Consider the following 17,152-nt stretch of genomic DNA (forward strand, 5'->3'; position numbering starts at 1 on the left):
CTGCCCGCCTGACGCCAGGGTCAGCGGCGGATGCCGAGCCGCTCGATGATCGAGCGGTAGCGGTTGATGTCCTTCTTGGCCATGTACTTCAGCAGGTTGCGGCGCTGGCCGACCAGCAGCAGCAGCCCGCGGCGGCTGTGGTGGTCGTGCTGGTGCGTCTTCAGGTGCTCCGTCAGGTCGCGGATGCGCTGGGTCAGCATCGCGACCTGGACCTCCGGCGAGCCGGTGTCGCCCTCGCTGGTGGCGTACTCGGCCATGATCTGCTTCTTCACTGCGGCGTCGAGGGGCACTCGTCTCTCCTTGCACTCGTTGCGCGGTGCCTCGGGGCTGATCCACCCGGGCGCTCTGGGTCCGCGGCCGATCGAACGGCGACGACCAGACTACCAGCGGTCAGTGCGCGGCTTCACCGAGCAGCAGCTCGCGGCACCGGGCGACGTCGCGCTCCATCTGCTGCACGAGCACCTCGATGCCCTCGAAGCGCAGCGTGGGTCGCAGGTGGGCGACGAAGTCGAGGTCGACGCGTTCGCCGTACAGGTCCAGCTCCGGCCCCACGCCGGGCTGGCCCGGCAGGCAGTACGCCTCCAGCTGGCGGCGCTGGCCGTCGAAGGTCGGGTTGGTCCCGATGGACACCGCCGCGGCCAGCCGCTGTCCCGAGGGCCGGGTCAGCCAGCCGGCGTAGACGCCGTCGGCCGGGACCAGGCCCTGCGCGTGCGCGGTGTCCAGGTTCGCGGTGGGGTAGCCCAGCTCCCGGCCGCGGTGGTCGCCGTGCACGATCGTCGAGGTGACCCGGTGCGGGTGCCCGAGCATCTCGGCGGCCCGCTGGACGTCGCCGTCGGCCAGCGCCTCGCGCACGGCCGTCGAGCTCCAGCGGTGCACCACGCGTCCCTCGTCCCCCAGGTCCTGCAGCACGACGACCTCGAAGCCCAGCCGGTCCCCCAGCTCCTGCATCGTGGACAGGTCCCCCGCGTTGCCCCGGCCGAACCGCACGTCGTGACCGACGACGACGACCTGGGCTCCCAGCCCGGTGACGAAGACGTCCTCGACGAAGCGCTCGGGGCTCCAGTCGGCCAGCTCGCGGGTGAACGGCATGACGAGCACGGCGTCCAGGCCGGTCGCGGCGAGCAGGTCCAGCCGGCGCTCCAGGCCGGTCAGCAGGCCCGGGGCCCGCTCGGGGTGCAGGACCTGCAGCGGGTGCGGGTCGAAGGTCACCGCCACCGAGCGCAGGCCGCGGGAGCGGGCCAGGCCGACGACCTCGCCGAGCACGGCCGCGTGCCCGCGGTGCACGCCGTCGAAGTTGCCGATGGTGACGACCGAGGGGCCGAACCCGGGTTCGACGTCTGACAGGTCTTCCCACCGCTGCACGGGAACACTGTGCCAGCAGCTGCCCGCGCACCCCGAACGCGGCCCGACCGCGCGCGCACTAGCGTCTTGCCCATGACCACAGGACCCGTCGACCCGACCACCACCGAGGCCTGGGCGTCGCTGACCGAGCACCAGGCCTCCACCACCCCCGACCTGGCGGGCTGGTTCGCCGCCGACGCCCAGCGCGCCACGCGGCTGAGCTTCACCGCCGCCGACCTGTTCGTGGACCTGTCCAAGAACCTCGTGACGTCGGACACCGTCGGGCTGCTGCTGCAGCTGGCCGAGCAGACCGGCGTCCTGGCCCGTCGCGACGCGATGTTCGCCGGCGAGCACATCAACGTCACCGAGGACCGCGCCGTGCTGCACACCGCGCTGCGCCGGCCCAAGGGCGCGACCCCGGCCCTGACCGTCGACGACCAGGACGTCGACGCGGACGTGCAGCGCGAGCTGGACAAGGTCTTCGCCTTCGCGCAGGCCGTCCGCAGCGGCGAGTGGAAGGGCGTCACCGGCAAGGCGATCACCCACGTCGTCAACATCGGCATCGGCGGTTCCGACCTCGGTCCGGTGATGGCCTACGAGGCGCTCAAGCCGTACGCGCAGGCCGGGCTGGAGTGCCGGTTCATCTCCAACATCGACCCCACCGACGTCGCCGAGACGACCAAGGACCTCGACCCGGAGACGACGCTGTTCATCGTCGCCTCCAAGACGTTCGGCACGCTGGAGACGCTGACCAACGCCCGGCTGGCGCGCGCCTGGCTGTGGTCGCGGCTGTCCGGGGCCGGCGTCCTGGCCGACGACGACGAGGCCCGTCGGGACGCCGTCGCCAAGCACTTCGTCGCCGTGTCGACGGCGCTGGACAAGGTGTCGGCGTTCGGGATCGACCCGGCCAACGCGTTCGGGTTCTGGGACTGGGTGGGGGGCCGCTACTCGGTCGACTCCGCCATCGGCACCTCCCTGGCGGTGGCGATCGGGCCGGAGAACTTCCGCGAGTTCCTCGCCGGGTTCCACGCCGTCGACGAGCACTTCCGCACCGCCGAGCCGGAGCGGAACGTCCCGCTGCTCATGGGTCTGCTCAACGTCTGGTACGTGAACTTCCTCGGCGCCCACACCCACGCGGTGCTGCCGTACTCGCAGTACCTGCACCGGTTCGCGGCCTACCTGCAGCAGCTGACCATGGAGTCGAACGGCAAGTCGGTGCGCTACGACGGCGAGGCCGTCACCACCGACACCGGCGAGGTGTTCTGGGGCGAGCCCGGCACCAACGGCCAGCACGCGTTCTACCAGCTGATCCACCAGGGAACCCGGATCATCCCGGCCGACTTCATCGCCTTCGCCACCCCGGCGCACCCGCTGGTGGACGGGGACGCCGACGTGCACGCCCTGTTCATGGCGAACTTCTTCGCCCAGACCAAGGCGCTGGCGTTCGGCAAGTCCGCCGAGGAGGTCCGCGCCGAGGGCACGGCCGAGGAGATCGTCTCGGCGCGGGTGTTCTCCGGCAACCGCCCGACCACCTCGATCATGGCGCCGGAACTGACGCCGTCCGTGCTCGGCCAGCTCATCGCGCTGTACGAGCACGTCACGTTCGTCGAGGGCGCGGTCTGGGGCATCGACAGCTTCGACCAGTGGGGTGTGGAACTGGGCAAGAAGCTGGCGCTAGAGATCGCGCCCGCGCTGACCGGTGACAGCGCGGCGCTGGAGGCGCAGGACCCGTCGACGGGTTCGCTGATCAGGTACTACCTGGAGAACCGCAGGAACTGACGTCCGCGGGTCCACGGCGCCGGCACCGGTGCCGTGGACCCGGACGCACCCGTTCACAGGCCCGGGTGAGCCGGGAACTCGAACCCGAGGTGCACGTGGTCCCGGTGGACGTCGTCGGTGAAGAACGGACGGCGTCGCCGGGCGCGGTCCGGACCGCCGATCTCGTCGGAGCCGAGTTCCTCGGCGGCCAGGGCGAGCTCGCGCCAGGGGGCGGGGCCCGCGACGTCCTGGTCGACGACCGGGACGCCGTCCAGGGCGTGCAGGTCCACGGCCCGGCCCAGGGTGTGGTTCGAGGGCCGGCCGGTCTCGAACACGTCCCACGGGTGGCCGGCGGCGAAGACCTGCACCGACAGTTCCCAGCGGGCCGACAGCGCCGTGAGCAGGGTCAGCACCCGGTCGTCGACCAGACCCCCGGCGACGTCCAGCCGCGCCAGGGCCGGCATCGCGATCCGCGGGTTCTGCAGCACCGCCGCGGCCGGCGCGGGGACCGGCTGCACCGAGCGCACCGCGTCCGGGACGAGCACCTCGACCACCCGCCACCGCCCGTCGCGCCACCGCCCGTCCCGCTGCAGCCGGACGTCGAGCGTGGAGCCCTCGCGCCGCAACGCCGTCGGGGTCGACGACCACAGGTCGACCGTGAGCACCACGCAGGCGCGGCGGCGGTCGCGGGACAGACCGCCGTACTGCGGGTACAGGACCTGCACCGCCGTGGGTCCGGCCGCCGGGAGCAGGCGCGCCAGCGGCGCGAGCGGCCGGGGCAGGGACGAGGAGGCGTCGGGAGGGACGGTCAGGGCCGCCGTGACGGCCTGCACCGCCGCGAGCTTGCACTCGGGTTCGACCTCCTGCGGCGACGGTGCCCAGTCCACCGGAACGGGGAGCCCGGGGGGCACGGACATCCGCACGGACGGTGACGGCGCCGGCGTCGTGACCGTGGTCGTCGCCGAGGGGGTCGCCGAGGTCGTCGCCGGTGGCGGCGGCGGGGAGCGCGTGCACCCGGTGGCGGGCACGGCGAGCGCCCCGAGCGCTGCGAGGAGGCGACGGCGGCCGACCGGCCGCGTCACCGCGGCGCGCCCGCGAGCCCGCCCGCCCGCTCGTCGCCACCCCGGCGCATGTGCGTCCACTCCGCACCGTCGCGCACGCGCACTCCCGTCGTCTCGAACCCGAACCGCTCGTAGAGGGCGACGGCCTCCTGCTCCTGGGTGAGCAGCACCACCTCCCGGACACCGCGCCGGGAGATCTCCTGCAGCGCCCGGCCGAGCAGTTCGGTCGCGACACCCTCGTGGCGGTGCCGTTCGTCGGTGACCAGGGCCTGCAGCACGGCCGGTGCGCCGGAACGGGCGCGGGGCGCCGGCGTCCGCTTCCCGATCCAGGTCCGCAGCGCCCGGCGCCCGTAGCGCACCAACCGTGTCCGCACGAAGAAGAACGCCACGTGCGGCCGCCGCGCCATCCCCCGCGACGCCGCGCGCACCAGCGGTCCCCGGTGCACGACCATCGCGTGCCGGCGGTGCCGCGGCGGGTCCACGGACACCAGGACGTAGCCGACGACGGTGCTCCGCTGGTCGCCGCGGTCGTCCACGCACACGGCCGCCCACGCGCTGTCGGTGTCGGTGAACGTCGCGTGCCAGCGCGCCAGGAACTCCGGTCCCAAGCGCGGGAACAAACCCTGCCGCAGGCACCGCGCGTGCAGTTCCGCGGTCGCGGTCACGTCGGTGAGGGCCAGCGGCCGGACGTGCCGTTGCAGGAGGTCCATGACCGGCGAACGGGCCGGTGCGGGCGCGGGTTCACGCCGTGGCAGGTACCTGCCGGGGCCCGTCAGACCCTCCGCCGCGCCTCCCGCCACCGCTGCCGGTGGGAGGCGGGTGCACGCGCCTGCGGGCGTCGGGCACTCTTGGCACCGCACCGACGAGCGCCACCCCGTCCGAAGGAGTCACCGATGACCGTCCCGACCACCATGCGCGCCAGCGTCCTGCTGAAGCAGGGCGTCATCGAGATGCAGGAACGCCCCGTCCCCACCCCCGGCGACGGCGAGGTGCTGGTCCGGGTGGCGTCGGTGGGCGTGTGCGGGTCCGACGTGCACTACTACAAGCACGGCCGCATCGGCGACATGGTCGTCACCGCGCCGATCGTCCTGGGCCACGAGGTGTCCGGCACCGTCGTCGGCGTGGGCCGCGGCGTGGCCGAGGACCGCGTCGGACAGCGCGTGGCGATCGACCCGCAGGTGCCGTGCGGGACGTGCCGGCAGTGCAAGAACGGCCGGTCCAACCTGTGCCCGTTCATGGAGTTCTACGCCACCCCACCCTTCGACGGGACGTTCTGCGACTACGTCACCGCACCCGAGCACCAGGTGCACCCGGTGCCGGACAGCCTGTCCGACGAGGCCGCCGCGCTGCTCGAACCGCTCAGCGTCGGGTTGTGGGCCGCGCACAAGGCCGACGTCGGCCCGGGCGACCAGGTCCTCATCGCCGGCGCCGGCCCGATCGGGGCCATGTGCGCGCAGGCCGTCCGCGCCCGCGGCGCCACCGACGTGGTCGTCACCGACTTCGTCGACTCCCGCCGCGAGCGGATCACGTCCTTCGGCGCGACCCGCGCCCTGCACCCGGTGCAGGACGCCGACGAGCTGGCCGCGTTGCGCGCCGACGCGTTCATCGACTGCTCCGGCGCCACCCCCGCGGTGCTGTCGGGCATCGGCTCGACCCGCGGCGGCGGGACCGTCGTCCTCGTCGGGCTGGGCGCGGAGGAGATGCCGCTGCCGGTGCAGCTGATCGCCACCCGCGAGATCACCGTGACCGGGGTGTTCCGGTACATCGACACCTGGCCGCGCGGCATCGCGCTGACCGCCTCCGGTGCGGTGCACCTGGACGACATGGTCACCGCCCGGTACCCGCTGGAGCAGGTCGAGGACGCGCTGAACGCCGACTCCGACCCGCTGAGCATGAAGGCCGTCGTCGTGGTGAACCCCGCGTGAGCGTCCTGGCGAAGTTCTCCCTCGAGGGGAAGGTCGCCCTCGTCACCGGTGGCTACCGGGGTCTGGGCCGGGCGTTCGCGCAGGCCCTGGCCGAGGCCGGCGCCGACGTCGTGGTCGGCGCGCGGGACGAGGCGAAGTCGGTGCAGGCGGCCGGGGAGATCGCCGCCGCGACGGGGCGCAGGACGCTGGGCCTGCGCCTGGACGTCACCTCCCGCGCCGAGGTCGAGGCCGCCGTCGAGCGGATCACCGGGGAGTTCGGCCGGTTCGACGTCCTGGTCAACAACGCCGGGACGTGCGTGCACCGGCCGGCGCTGGAGGTGAGCGACGAGGAGTACGACGACGTCATCACCACCAACCTCAAGGGCGTCTGGCTGCCCAGCACGGTGGCGGCGCGGTGGATGGCCGGCCACGGCGGCGGCAGCATCGTCAACATCGGCTCGATCAGCGCCTCGATCGTCAACCGCCCGCAGCTGCAGCCGGTCTACAACGCCTCCAAGGCCGCGGTGCACCAGCTGACGAAGTCGCTGGCCGCGGAGTGGGCGCCGCTGGGGATCCGGGTCAACGCCGTCGCGCCGGGCTACGTCAAGACCGAGATGGCGCCCGTGGACCGGCCGGAGTTCCGGCGGATGTGGATCGAGGACGCCCCCATGCAGCGCTACGCCTCCCCCGAGGAGATCGCCGCGACCGTGGTCTACCTGGCCTCGGAGGCCTCGAGCTTCTCCACCGGCGCGGTCGTGGTGACGGACGGGGGCTACACGCTGTTCTGAGCTCGCGCGAGAGACTGCCTGCGTGCTGCGAACGCGACTGACCGCCCTCGCCCTGGCCGGCGCCGTCCTCCTGGCCCCGGCCGTGGGCCTGGCCGGGGCGGCGAGCGCCGTCCCGCCGTTCCGGGTGGACGGTCAGGTCACCGACCAGGTCGGCGCCCTGGACGGGGAGGAGCAGCGGGTGACGGCGGCCCTGGAGGACCTGCGCACCGGCACCGGTGTGCAGTTGTGGGTCGTGTACGTCGACTCCTTCGACGGACAGGACGGGCAGTCGTGGGCGGACGCGACGGCGACGACGTCGGGACTGGGCGTCGACGACGTGCTGCTCGCGGTCGCCACGGGTCAGGGCGAGTACGCCTACTCGGTCGACGAGGACTTCCGCCTCGACGACTCCGCCGTGGCCGAGGTCGCGCGGGACACCGAGGCCGAGCTGGCCGAGGGCGACTGGGCCGGGGCGGCCGTCGCGGGCGCCGAGTCCATCGACGGGCAGCTGTCCGGCTCCTCGTCACGCGTGTGGTGGGTGGTCGGCGGCCTGTTCGCGGCCGGTGTCGCGGTCATCGCGGTGGTGGCGCTGGTGCGCCGGCGCCGTTCGCGGCCGGAGGTCACCGGCCCGACGCCGGAGTTCGCGGGCACACCGACGGAGGAACTGCGCGAGCTCGCCGACGGGTTGCTGGTGCAGGCCGACGACGCCGTGCGGTCGGCGGGTCAGGAACTGCAGTTCGCCGCCGCGGAGTTCGGCACCGAGCGGACAGCGGAGTTCGCGGTCGTCCTGGAGCGGGCGCGGACCGCGCTGACGCAGGCGTTCACCGCGCGCCAGTCCCTCGACGACGACCAGCCCGAGACCGAGGAACAGCGTCGGCAGGTCCTCGCCGACGTCATCGCCTCGTGCCGCACGACGGGCGGCACGCTGGAGGAGGCCTCCGACGCCGTCGACGGACTGCGGGACCTGGTGCGCCGGGCTCCGGGGATCCTGGACGCGCTGGCGCCGAGGCTGCCGGGGTTGCGGGCGCAGCTGGAACCCGCGCGGGCCCAGCTGTCGGTGCTGCGCGGGGAGTTCGGCGCGACGGCGCTGGCGTCGGTGACCGATTCCGTCGACGAGGCCGCCGACCGGATCGGCACGGCGGAACGGTCGGTGGCGGCCGCCCGGGAGGCACTGGCCGACGCGAGCCGGTCCGGTGAGGTGGTCGACGCGGTGCGGACCGCCGAGGCCGCTGCGGCGCAGGCCGAGCAGCTGCTGGCAGGGGTCGGGCGGACCGAGGCGGACCTGCGCCGTGCCGTCCAGGAGGTCCCGGTGGCGATCGCCCGTCTGCAGGCGTCCGCGAACACCCCGGTCGCCGGCGCCGACGGGGTCCCCACCGCGCAGTTCACGACCGCCGCGGCCGCGGCCCGCACCGTCGCGGAGTCGGCCGGGTCCCAGGCCGGCACCGACCCGCTGGGCGCGATGCACCGGCTGCTCGAGGCCGAGCGGGCGCTGGACGCGGCGCGCGACGCGGTCGAGGAGGCCGTCGAGGTCCGCCGGTCGGCCGTGGCCGCCCTGGACCAGGCGCTGGTGGCGGCGCGGGCGGAGATCTCCGCCGCCGACGACTTCGTCTCGATGCGCCGCGGCGCCGTCGGACCCGCCGCCCGCACGGCGCTGGCCGAGGCGCAACGTCACCTGGAGCAGGCGGTGGGTCTGGCCGGCCGGGATCCGGCCGCGGCGCTGGAGCACGCGCGGCAGGCCGACGCGCTGGCCGAGCGCGCGAACGCCCGAGCCCAGGCCGACGTGAGTTCCTGGCGCAGCACCACCACGAGCGCCGACCCCGACCTGGGTTCGGTGCTCGGCGGGATCCTGCGCGGCGGCGGGGGTCCGTCGTACCGACGGCCCGGCGGGTTCGGGGGCGGCTTCGGCGGCGGGTTCGGGGGCGGCTTCGGCGGCGGCTTCGGCGGCGGCTTCGGCGGCGGCTCGTCCGGTGGTCGCTCGCGGTCGTCGGGTGGACCCCGGCGCTCCTCCGGCGGTGGACGCCGTTCCGGTGGCGGGCGGCGCGGCGCGGGCGGGCGGTTCTGATGGGCGCGGGAGCCGACGGGAACGGGCTGGAGGAGACCGAGGCGATCGGCCTCTACTACGACGACTTCGCCCCGCACTACGTGCCGGGCTGGCGTTCCCTGGAGCACTACGGCCCCCTGGTGGCCGACTTCCTGCTGCGCGCCACGACGCCCGAGTGCCGGGTGCTCGACGTGGGCTGCGGGCCGGGACAGCTGACGAGGAACCTCGCCCCGGACGTGTCGGTGACGGGCATCGACCTGTCGCCGGGGATGCTCGCGGCCGCGAGCGCAGCCCGGCCGGGGGGCCGCTACGTCCAGCACGACTTCCACGACCCGTTGCCGGCGGACTGGGACAGCTTCGACGTCGTCGTCGCCGTGGGGTGCCTGGAGTTCTGCCGCGACCTGCCCGGAACGCTGAGGAACCTCGCCGGCGCCTGCGCCCCCGGGGCGCGGCTGCTGGTCGGGGTCGTGGAGGACCGGGAGGCCGGTGCGGGACGGTCCCGGCGGGCCTTCTCCGACGACGGCCTGCCGGGGATCGACATGCACGCCTACGACGCCACCGCGCAACTGGCGGCGATCACGGCCGCGGGGTTGTCGCCGTGGTCGTACCGGTTCGTCCCGGCCTGGCGGCACGAGGAGTACTCCTACGTCGTGCAGTACGGGTTGTGGGAGTTGCGCAAGGACGTCGCCGCGGGGTGACGAGCGACGCGCCGCGCTCCCCCGTCTGCGATCAGCGCGCCGCCTCCGCCGCGTCCTGCCGCGCGCGCAGCCGTGCCGGCACGACGGCCTCACGGGGGGCGGTGGGCCGGAAGGCGAGGCGCTCCACGCCCAGTCCGCGCAGGACCGCGCGTTCCACCGGGGAGGACTGCGCGGGGTCGGCGCGGTCGAAGTCGAGGGGTTCGCGCAGCGTGATCGGCGGGTTGGTGATGAGGCGCTGGGCGCGCAGCACGTTCTGGGAGGTCGCGTGCAGCACGAACGGGTGCATGAGCACCACGTCACCCTGCTTGCCGGTGAGTTCCTCGAACCGCCGGCACTGCTCGACGAGGCGGGTCTGCTGCAGTTCGTCGGGCAGGACGCCCTCGGGGCGATCGGCGAGGAACCGGGCGACGACGCCGACGGAGTCGGTGGCCACGAAGGTGCCACCGCCCCGGGAGTGCACGTCGGTCCACAGGACGATCGTGAGCAGCCCCTGCTCGGGGGAGTCCAGGAAGTGGCGGAAGAAGTCGCCGTCCTTGTGCCAGCCGCCGACCTGCGCCGACGGTTCCTCGAAGGGGCGGTCGGCGCCGACGCCGAGGTTGGCGATGATGCCGTCGCTCCACTGCCAGGGTTCCTCGATGCGTTCGCGTCCGCCGAGCAGCTGGCAGGCGGCGTGGAAGGCGGTCGGGGCGAACTGCTCGGCGTCCACGTGCTCGACGGAGGGCAGGTGGACGCGGGGGCGGTCCCAGGTGGTGGGGTCGTCGCGGTCGACGCCCAGGCGCTGCCAGGCGCGGTCGACGATCGGCGCGGCCTGCTCGGCGTCGAAGCAGTTCTCCAGGACGACGTAGCCCTTGTCCAGGAAGTGCTCGACCTGGGCCTCGGTGAGGGGTTCGGTGGTGGTCATCGGGTGTCCTCGCGGTGTGGGGGTGGCTTCTCAGCCCTTGAAGGCGCCGTCCATGATCCCGGAGACCATCTGCTTGCCGAAGAAGGCGAACAGCACGAGCAGCGGGATGGTGACCAGGAAGGAGCCGGCCATGGCCAGGCCGAGGTCGACGGAGATGTTGGACTGCAGGGCCTTGATGGCGATCTGTGCGGTGTACATGTCGGGGGACTTCAGGACGATGAAGGGCCACAGGAAGTCGTTCCAGGCGTTGACGAACCCGAGCAGCCCCAGGACGGCGGCCGCCGGCCGGACGACGGGGAAGGCGATGCGGGCGAAGATCTGCCAGGAGTTGGCGCCGTCCATCCGCGCCGCCTGCAGCAGTTCGTCGCTGATGGTGGCGCTGATGTGCTGGCGCATCCAGAAGATGCCGAACGCGCTGACCAGGCCGGGCACGACGAGGGCCTGCAGGGTGTCGACCCAGCCCAGGTTCGAGATGACCATGTACTGCGGGATGACGGCCAGCTGCGCCGGGACCGTCATGGTCAGCACCAGGACGAGGAACAGCACGTCGCGGCCGCGGAAGGTCATCTTCGCGAAGGCGAAACCGGCCAGCGAGCACAGGAACGCCTGCCCGACGGCGATGAGGGCGGCGACGATGAAGCTGTTGACCAGCGACCGCACGAACGGCACCGTCTCGAACACCAGCCGCAGCAGGTCGAGGAAGTTGCCGCCCGGGACCACCCGTGGTGGCAGCTGGGTGGCCGCCTCGGAACCGACGGAGGAGACGACGAACATCCAGTAGACCGGGAAGATGCACGCCGCCGCGGCCAGGGCGAGGACGAGGTAGGTGTACCAGCGCACCCGGACGATGCCCCGCCGGCGGCGGGTCCGGGGGGTGCGCGGCCGCAGGTCGCCCCGCTGCCGGGGACCGGTGGTGGTGGCCATGGTCAGCCCTTCTTCCCCAGACGGCTCGAGAGCAGGAAGTTGACGAACGCCACGACCACGATGATGGCGAACAGCGCCACGCCGATGGCCGAGCCGTATCCGAACTTGAACGAGCCGAAACCCTGCTCGAAGAGGAACAGCGAGAGGGTCTGGCACTGGCGGGCCGTGCCGCAGGTCAGCGTGCCGTTGGACAGCAGCAGCGGCTCGGTGAAGATCTGCAGGCCGCCGATGGTGGACATGATGACGGTGAAGACGATCACCGGGCGCAGCGACGGCAGGGTGATGTTGAAGAACTGCTTGACGGGACCGGCCCCGTCCACCGCGGCCGCCTCGTACAGGTCCCGGGGGACGGCCTGCAGCGAGGCCAGGTACAGCAGCGTGTTGTAGCCGAACCAGCGCCAGATGACCATGGCCGAGATGAGCACGTGGCTGCCGACGGCGCTGGACATGAAGTCGACGTGCTCGAAGCCCAGCAGCTCCAGGAACCAGTTCAGCAGGCCGTAGTCGCGGTTGAACAGCTGGGCGAAGACGATGGCCGTCGCCGCGACCGAGGTGATGTACGGCAGCAGCATGGCCATGCGGAAGAAGTTGGCCAGGCGCAGGAAGGCGTTGTTGAGCACCTGCGCCAGGACCAGCGCGATGAGCAGCTGCGGGACGGTGGAGATGATCCAGATGCTGAAGGTGTTGCGCAGCGCGTTCCAGAAGCGCGGGTCCTCCCCCAGCTGGCGGAAGTTCTCCAGCCCGACGAACGTCTTGTCGCCGATCGGGTTCCAGTCGAACAGCGCGACGTAGAAGGTGAACAGCAGCGGGAAGAGGCCGAAGACGAGGAACAGGACGTAGAAGGGCGCCACGTACCCGTAGGGAGCCAGCCGCTCCCAGCGCTTCTCCACCGGCCGGGTCGCGGTGGCCGGCTTGACCGGCCGCAGCGTCCCGGGGGTCAGCGTGGCGCTCATCAGGCGCCGATCGCGGTCTTGATGTTCTTCGTGGCGGTGTCCCACGCGGCGTCGGCCGGAGCGCCGTCCCCCTCGACGCCGTTGAGGGCGTTGAGCAGCTCGGTGCTGATCTCGGTGTTGTACTCGCCGTTGACGAAGGGTTCCAGGCCCAGCACGGCCTGGGTGAAGATCCTGCCGGTGGGGGCGCCGCTGAAGAACGGGTCGGTGTGGTCCACCAGTTCCGGCTTGTCGTAGTTGACCGGGGTGGTGGGCAGCGACCCGGCGTCGATGAAGTGCTGCAGCTGCTGCTCGGGGGACTGCATCGTCGTGATGTACTTCCACGCCGCCTGCGGGTTGGCCGCGCGCGCCGGGATGGCCAGGTAGCTGCCGCCCCAGTTGCCGCTGCCGCCGGGGATGACGGCGATGTCCCACTTGCCCTCGGTGTCCGGGGCCGCGGAGCGGATGGAGCCGAGCATCCACGACGGTGCGGCCACGGCGGCGAACGCGCCCTTGGCCATGCCGGCGTTCCAGCCGTCGGTGAAGCTCTCCAGCTTGGCGGTGATGCCGGCGGCGATGGCCTTCAGCCCGAGGTCGAAGGACTCGCGGACGACGGGGTTGGTGTCGTAGACCACGTCGCCGTCGGCGGAGTAGTACTGCTCCTCCCCCTGCGAGACGGCCTGCAGGAAGACGGTCGTGGCGGCGTTGTCGATGAACGCGTTGCCGGTCGCCTGGGTGTAGCGCTGGCCGGTGGCGATGAAGTCGTCCCACGTCGGCCACAGCGCGCTGACCTCGTCGCGGTCGGTCGGCAGCCCGGCGGCGGCCATGAGGTCGGTGCGGTAGGCCACGCCCATGCCGCCGACGTCGGTGGGGATGCCGATGACCTCCCCGGACTTCGCGGTGGCCTGCGCCATCACCCAGTCCACGTAGTCGTCCTGGATGTCGTCGGCCCCCAGGGTGGTGAGGTCGACGAAGTTGCCGGGGTTCTTCATGAACTTGGGCAGGTCGCCGGCCTGGATGAGCACCAGGTCGGGCACCTTGCCGCCGGCCAGGGCGGTGGTCAGCCCCTGCGCGGTCTCCTGCGCGTTGCCGACCTCGGTGAGCTTGACGGTGACGTCGGGCGCCAGCGTCTTGTACTCCTCGACGGAGTCCTTCTGGTTGATGCCGGTGAAGGACCAGAACTCGAAGGTGTTCGGGTCTCCGGAGCCGCTGGAGCTGCCCGAGGAGCAGGCCGCGGCGGTCAGGGCGGCTCCGCCGGCCAGGGCCGACAGGGCCAGCGCGCGGCGGCGGGACAGCGGGGTGGACAGCTGGGCCGAGAGCATGTTCTTCACGGGGGTCCCCTCCCTTGGGGAGTCGTGGTGACGGGTGTGCTGCGGTGGTGCGGGTCCGGCAGGCGTGCGGTGCGACCTCAGGCGGTGGGGAAGCTCACGGTGGCGAAGCTGTGGGCGGGCAGCGTCACGCGCAGCGTGCCGCCGTCGAACCGGACGTCCTCGAGGTCGCGCACCTGCACCGGGGTGCTGGCGGCGGTGTTGTGGTCGGTGAGCTTCTCGGCCGTCAGCAACCGGCCGACGGGGGCACCGGCCTCGACCCCGCGGACGTCGAGCTCGACCTCGGCCGGCAGTTCGGCGTCCAGGTTGGTCAGCGAGACCAGGACCCGGCCGTCCTTGGTGCTGGCCGAGGCGGAGAACAGTTCGAGGTCCTCGTCCCCGACGCGGCGGGTCGGCGCCGGACCGCGCAGGGTCAGCGGCAGCGAGGCCGCGTCGTGGTGGCCCTTGTTCATCGCGAACACGTGGTAGCTGGGGGTCAGGACGAGTTCCTCACCGTCGGTGAGCAGCATCGCCTGCAGGACGTTGACCGTCTGGGCGATGTTCGCCATGACGAGGCGGTCGGCGTGGCGGTGGAAGGCGTCGAAGTGGACACCGGCGACCAACGCGTCGCGCATCGTGTTCTGCTGGAACAGGAAACCGGGGTTCGTGCCGGGTTCGACGTCGAACCAGGTGCCCCACTCGTCCAGCACCAGACCGACCTCCTTGCCGGGGTCGTAGGCATCCATGACGGCGGCGTGCCCGGCGATGATCCGCTCGATGCGCGCGGCCTCGGCCACCGTGCGGTAGTACTCCTCGACGTCGAAGTCGGTGGCCGAGCCCTTGTTCTCCCAGGTGGGCCCGACGATCGTGTAGTGGTGGAAGGAGATCGCCTGGTAGGTGTTCTTCCCGTGCCCGGTCACCGCACCGGCACCCAGGTACCGGCCGAGGTTCTGCATGAGGACCTCGGTCCAGCGGTAGTCGGCGTCGGCGGCGCCGGCGGCGATCCGGTACAGCTGGTTGTCGCCGTGGTCCAGGCTGTAGGTGCCGAACTGCCGGGCGAGTTCGGCGTAGGCGCCCGAACCCATGCCACCGCCGCAGCCCCAGGGTTCGTTGCCCAGTCCCCAGAACGGCACGCTCCACGGTTCGTCGCGGCCGTGGCTGCGGCGCAGCCGGGCCATCGGGGAGTCGTCGGCGCGGGTGAGGTACTCGATCCACTCGGCGGCCTCACGCACGGTTCCGGAACCGACGTTGGCCGACACGTAGGGGTCCGCGCCGAGCAGCTGGCACAGCGCCATGAACTCGTGGGTTCCGAAGGAGTTGTCCTCCACGACGTCACCCCAGTGGGAGTTCACCATGGTGGGGCGGTCCTCGCGCGGGCCCACGCCGTCGCGCCAGTGGTAGGTGTCGGCGAAGCAACCGCCGGGCCAGCGCAGGTTGGGGATGTCCAGGGCGCGCAACGCGTCCACGACGTCCAGGCGGATGCCGCCCTCGTTCGGCACGGGCGAGTCCTCCCCCACCCAGAAACCGCCGTAGACGCAACGGCCGAGGTGCTCGGCGAAGTGCCCGTACAGGTGGCGGTTGATGCGCGGGCCGGGCAGGTCCGCCTCCAGGACGGCCTGCACGCGCAGCGCCGTCCCGGGCGCGGCGCCCGCCGCCGGTGCCGTCCGTTCGTCGTCGATGAGCACGGATCCTCCGGGTCGGTGGGTGGGACGCCGGCGCGTGGGCGTCCGCGCCCCGCGCTCGGCGGTCGAAGTTCTGCGGCCGGGCCTGCGGCCACCACCTTCGGTGACCGCCAGCCGGCGGTGTATATCGATATAGTGGAGTTCCTCCCACGGCCTGTCAAGGCTCCTCGCGCGGCGGCGGCGGTAAGTTCTGCCGTGCGGCACCGCAGCACCGGGCGACGGCCGCAGCACCGGACGCCACGAAGGAGGAGAGGACTCGCGATGGTCACCATGCGCGACGTGGCGGCGGAGGCCGGAGTTTCGACCATGACGGTGTCCAACGCCCTCACCGGCCGGCGCCCGGTCAGCGACCGGACCCGGCAACTGGTCATGGAGACCGTCGAGCGCCTCGGCTACCAGGTCAACGTGGCCGCGCGCAGCCTGCGCCAGGGTCGTACGGGCGTCGTGGGCATCGCGGTGCCCACGCTGGACAGCCACTACTACAGCCAGCTCGGCCACCGGCTCGTGCAGGCCTTCTCCCGCGCCGGGCTGGCGACCGTGGTCGAGGAGACCCACGCCAGCCGCGAGGGCGAACTGGCCGCCTTCCGCGACTCCCGGCTCAACGCCTACGACGGCCTGGTCATCGCGGCGCTGGGTCTGACGGAACGGGAGATCAACGCCCTCAGCCGCGAGGTGCCGGTCGTCGTGCTGGGCGAACAGGAACTGCACCAGACCGTCGACCACGTGAGCATGCCCAACGTGGAGGGAGCCGAGGCGGCCACCCGGCTGCTGGTGCGGCGCGGCTGCCGTCGGCTCGCGATCGTGGGCTCCCCGGCGCCGGAGGAGTTGAGGAACGGCGCCCTGCCGGAGGGCGGAGCCGCCTTCACGCTGCGCGCCGAGGGTTTCTTCCGGGTGGCCCGTGAGCACGGCGTGCAGGCCGTCGGCGTGTACGGCGGCGTCACCCAGGCCGCCGGTGCCCGGTGCGCGCAGGAACTGCTGGCCCTGCCCGACCGGCCCGACGGCGTCTTCTGCGTCACCGACACGCTGGCCTTCGGGCTCGTGCGCGGTCTGGCCGACCACGGGGTGCGGGTGCCCGACGACGTCCTGGTCGTCGGGTTCGACGACGTCGAGGACGCCCGCTTCCACATCCCCTCGCTGTCCTCGATCGCCCCCGACCTGGAGGCCCTCGTCGGGGAGACCGTCCGGCTGCTGGGTCGCCGCATCGCCACCCCGGCCGCCACACCGCAGGACGTCACCGTCGGCTTCCGGCTCCTCGAGCGGGAATCGACGTCACGACCGGGATCCTGACCCGGGCGTCAGCCTGCCGTCCCGCCCGCCGACGGCTCGAGCCGCACGGCGAGGTAGGCGCGCTCCTGCACGGCTGCGGGGACGTCGCGCAGCCGCCGCCGGTCCGTCTGCTTCCTCATCCGCTGCGAAAGGTGCTCCACCAGCAGCGCACCGGTCACCTGCCGGCCGTACTTGCCGCGCACCGCCGCCTCCACGCGCGGCCCCTCGGAGGCGGGCAGCAGTCGGGCGCGGGCGTCGACGGGGCGCCCCAGCGGGCGGCCGAGGGCCGAGCACGGCACGAGCAGCACGTGGTCGTCGCGGCGCAGACGCTTGACCTTGCCGGAGTGGGCACCGGTGAAGGCCAGCAGTTCGTCGCCCTCACGCACGACCCAGACCGGCGTGGGCACCCCTCGCCCGTCGCGGCGGAAGGTGGTCAGCTGCACGTAGCGCGCCTCGCCCAGCAGGTGCAGCACTCGCTGTTCCCGGTCCACGCTTGCGTAGCCTGCGGGCCGGCGGCGGCGAGGTCAACAGGCGGGCGGGCCGTCGCCCGGCGGGTGCGGCAGGATCACGGGC

The 17,152-nt window shown here is 72.7% G+C and carries 16 protein-coding genes; 6 read left to right on the plus strand and 10 right to left on the minus strand.

Going from position 1 to position 17,152, the window contains the following annotated elements; translation table 11 throughout:
• Window positions 1-20: 20 nt before the first annotated feature.
• Window positions 21-290, minus strand: a complete 270-nt coding sequence (rpsO, locus tag ACRYR2_RS14220) for a 30S ribosomal protein S15 (RefSeq protein ID WP_432563532.1) — start codon at window positions 288-290, stop codon at window positions 21-23.
• 100 nt (window positions 291-390) lie between these two features.
• Entirely contained in the window at window positions 391-1,362 is a 972-nt protein-coding gene (locus ACRYR2_RS14225) for a bifunctional riboflavin kinase/FAD synthetase (RefSeq protein ID WP_432563533.1), read from the minus strand.
• 72 nt (window positions 1,363-1,434) lie between these two features.
• Between ACRYR2_RS14225 and pgi the strand changes: the two genes are divergently transcribed.
• Entirely contained in the window at window positions 1,435-3,120 is a 1,686-nt protein-coding gene (pgi, locus tag ACRYR2_RS14230; protein WP_432563534.1) for a glucose-6-phosphate isomerase, read from the plus strand.
• Between the two features lie 53 nt (window positions 3,121-3,173).
• On the opposite strand, the gene ACRYR2_RS14235 is transcribed toward pgi, so the two are convergent.
• The gene (locus tag ACRYR2_RS14235) at window positions 3,174-4,016 is read right to left on the minus strand and encodes a hypothetical protein (RefSeq protein ID WP_432563535.1); all 843 of its coding nucleotides are present in this window, start codon (window positions 4,014-4,016) and stop codon (window positions 3,174-3,176) included.
• Between the two features lie 161 nt (window positions 4,017-4,177).
• Window positions 4,178-4,870 carry a GNAT family N-acetyltransferase gene (locus tag ACRYR2_RS14240; protein ID WP_432563536.1) on the minus strand — a complete coding sequence of 231 codons (693 nt, stop codon included), beginning with the start codon at window positions 4,868-4,870 and terminating at the stop codon, window positions 4,178-4,180.
• Between the two features lie 183 nt (window positions 4,871-5,053).
• On the opposite strand from ACRYR2_RS14240, the gene ACRYR2_RS14245 reads away from it, so the two are divergent.
• The 4 genes from ACRYR2_RS14245 to ACRYR2_RS14260 are packed head-to-tail and all read left to right on the plus strand — an operon-like array spanning window position 5,054 to window position 9,570.
• Window positions 5,054-6,085 (plus strand): NAD(P)-dependent alcohol dehydrogenase, encoded by a 1,032-nt coding sequence (locus tag ACRYR2_RS14245; RefSeq protein ID WP_432563537.1) that lies wholly within the window; start codon window positions 5,054-5,056, stop codon window positions 6,083-6,085.
• Complete coding sequence (locus ACRYR2_RS14250) at window positions 6,082-6,852, plus strand: SDR family NAD(P)-dependent oxidoreductase (RefSeq protein ID WP_432563538.1); 771 nt, start codon at window positions 6,082-6,084, stop codon at window positions 6,850-6,852. The genes ACRYR2_RS14245 and ACRYR2_RS14250 overlap by 4 nt, the downstream gene beginning before the upstream one ends.
• 22 nt (window positions 6,853-6,874) lie before the next feature.
• Window positions 6,875-8,893 carry a TPM domain-containing protein gene (locus ACRYR2_RS14255; protein ID WP_432563539.1) on the plus strand — a complete coding sequence of 673 codons (2,019 nt, stop codon included), beginning with the start codon at window positions 6,875-6,877 and terminating at the stop codon, window positions 8,891-8,893.
• On the plus strand, window positions 8,893-9,570 hold the full coding sequence (locus tag ACRYR2_RS14260; RefSeq protein WP_432563540.1) for a class I SAM-dependent methyltransferase: 678 nt from the start codon (window positions 8,893-8,895) through the stop codon (window positions 9,568-9,570). The genes ACRYR2_RS14255 and ACRYR2_RS14260 overlap by 1 nt, the downstream gene beginning before the upstream one ends.
• Before the next feature lie 31 nt (window positions 9,571-9,601).
• On the opposite strand, the gene ACRYR2_RS14265 is transcribed toward ACRYR2_RS14260, so the two are convergent.
• The 5 genes from ACRYR2_RS14265 to ACRYR2_RS14285 form a co-directional block, all read right to left on the minus strand.
• Window positions 9,602-10,471: a phytanoyl-CoA dioxygenase family protein gene (locus ACRYR2_RS14265; protein ID WP_432563541.1), complete on the minus strand. Its 870-nt coding sequence runs from the start codon at window positions 10,469-10,471 to the stop codon at window positions 9,602-9,604.
• Window positions 10,472-10,501: 30 nt separating this feature from the next.
• Complete coding sequence (locus ACRYR2_RS14270; protein WP_432563542.1) at window positions 10,502-11,395, minus strand: carbohydrate ABC transporter permease; 894 nt, start codon at window positions 11,393-11,395, stop codon at window positions 10,502-10,504.
• Window positions 11,396-11,397: 2 nt separating this feature from the next.
• Window positions 11,398-12,348, minus strand: coding sequence for a carbohydrate ABC transporter permease (locus tag ACRYR2_RS14275; protein WP_432563543.1), 951 nt, complete (start codon window positions 12,346-12,348; stop codon window positions 11,398-11,400).
• The gene (locus tag ACRYR2_RS14280; protein WP_432563579.1) at window positions 12,348-13,646 is read right to left on the minus strand and encodes an ABC transporter substrate-binding protein; all 1,299 of its coding nucleotides are present in this window, start codon (window positions 13,644-13,646) and stop codon (window positions 12,348-12,350) included. Before ACRYR2_RS14280 ends, ACRYR2_RS14275 begins: the two co-directional genes overlap by 1 nt.
• A gap of 86 nt (window positions 13,647-13,732) precedes the next feature.
• A complete protein-coding gene (locus ACRYR2_RS14285; protein WP_432563580.1) occupies window positions 13,733-15,259 on the minus strand; it encodes an alpha-N-arabinofuranosidase in 1,527 nt (508 codons plus the stop codon).
• Between the two features lie 315 nt (window positions 15,260-15,574).
• Here ACRYR2_RS14285 and ACRYR2_RS14290 point away from each other — a divergent pair, with 315 nt between their 5' ends.
• Window positions 15,575-16,600 carry a LacI family DNA-binding transcriptional regulator gene (locus tag ACRYR2_RS14290; protein WP_432563544.1) on the plus strand — a complete coding sequence of 342 codons (1,026 nt, stop codon included), beginning with the start codon at window positions 15,575-15,577 and terminating at the stop codon, window positions 16,598-16,600.
• Window positions 16,601-16,608: 8 nt separating this feature from the next.
• On the opposite strand, the gene ACRYR2_RS14295 is transcribed toward ACRYR2_RS14290, so the two are convergent.
• The gene (locus tag ACRYR2_RS14295; RefSeq protein WP_432563545.1) at window positions 16,609-17,070 is read right to left on the minus strand and encodes a PPOX class F420-dependent oxidoreductase; all 462 of its coding nucleotides are present in this window, start codon (window positions 17,068-17,070) and stop codon (window positions 16,609-16,611) included.
• Between the last annotated feature and the right edge of the window lie 82 nt (window positions 17,071-17,152).

This window comes from Kineococcus deserti (assembly GCF_050871945.1).
GTDB lineage: Bacteria > Actinomycetota > Actinomycetes > Actinomycetales > Kineococcaceae > Kineococcus.

Excerpts from the sequence above, each read along its gene's own strand:
- ACRYR2_RS14265 (WP_432563541.1), bottom strand. The coding sequence starts at position 10,471 with ATGACCACCACCGAACCCCTCACCGAGGCCCAGGTCGAGCACTTCCTG.
- ACRYR2_RS14245 (WP_432563537.1), top strand. The coding sequence starts at position 5,054 with ATGACCGTCCCGACCACCATGCGCGCCAGCGTCCTGCTGAAGCAGGGC.
- ACRYR2_RS14260 (WP_432563540.1), top strand. The coding sequence starts at position 8,893 with ATGGGCGCGGGAGCCGACGGGAACGGGCTGGAGGAGACCGAGGCGATC.
- ACRYR2_RS14270 (WP_432563542.1), bottom strand. The coding sequence starts at position 11,395 with ATGGCCACCACCACCGGTCCCCGGCAGCGGGGCGACCTGCGGCCGCGC.
- ACRYR2_RS14280 (WP_432563579.1), bottom strand. The coding sequence starts at position 13,646 with ATGCTCTCGGCCCAGCTGTCCACCCCGCTGTCCCGCCGCCGCGCGCTG.
- pgi (WP_432563534.1), top strand. The coding sequence starts at position 1,435 with ATGACCACAGGACCCGTCGACCCGACCACCACCGAGGCCTGGGCGTCG.
- ACRYR2_RS14235 (WP_432563535.1), bottom strand. The coding sequence starts at position 4,016 with ATGTCCGTGCCCCCCGGGCTCCCCGTTCCGGTGGACTGGGCACCGTCG.
- ACRYR2_RS14240 (WP_432563536.1), bottom strand. The coding sequence starts at position 4,870 with ATGGACCTCCTGCAACGGCACGTCCGGCCGCTGGCCCTCACCGACGTG.
- ACRYR2_RS14290 (WP_432563544.1), top strand. The coding sequence starts at position 15,575 with ATGGTCACCATGCGCGACGTGGCGGCGGAGGCCGGAGTTTCGACCATG.
- ACRYR2_RS14275 (WP_432563543.1), bottom strand. The coding sequence starts at position 12,348 with ATGAGCGCCACGCTGACCCCCGGGACGCTGCGGCCGGTCAAGCCGGCC.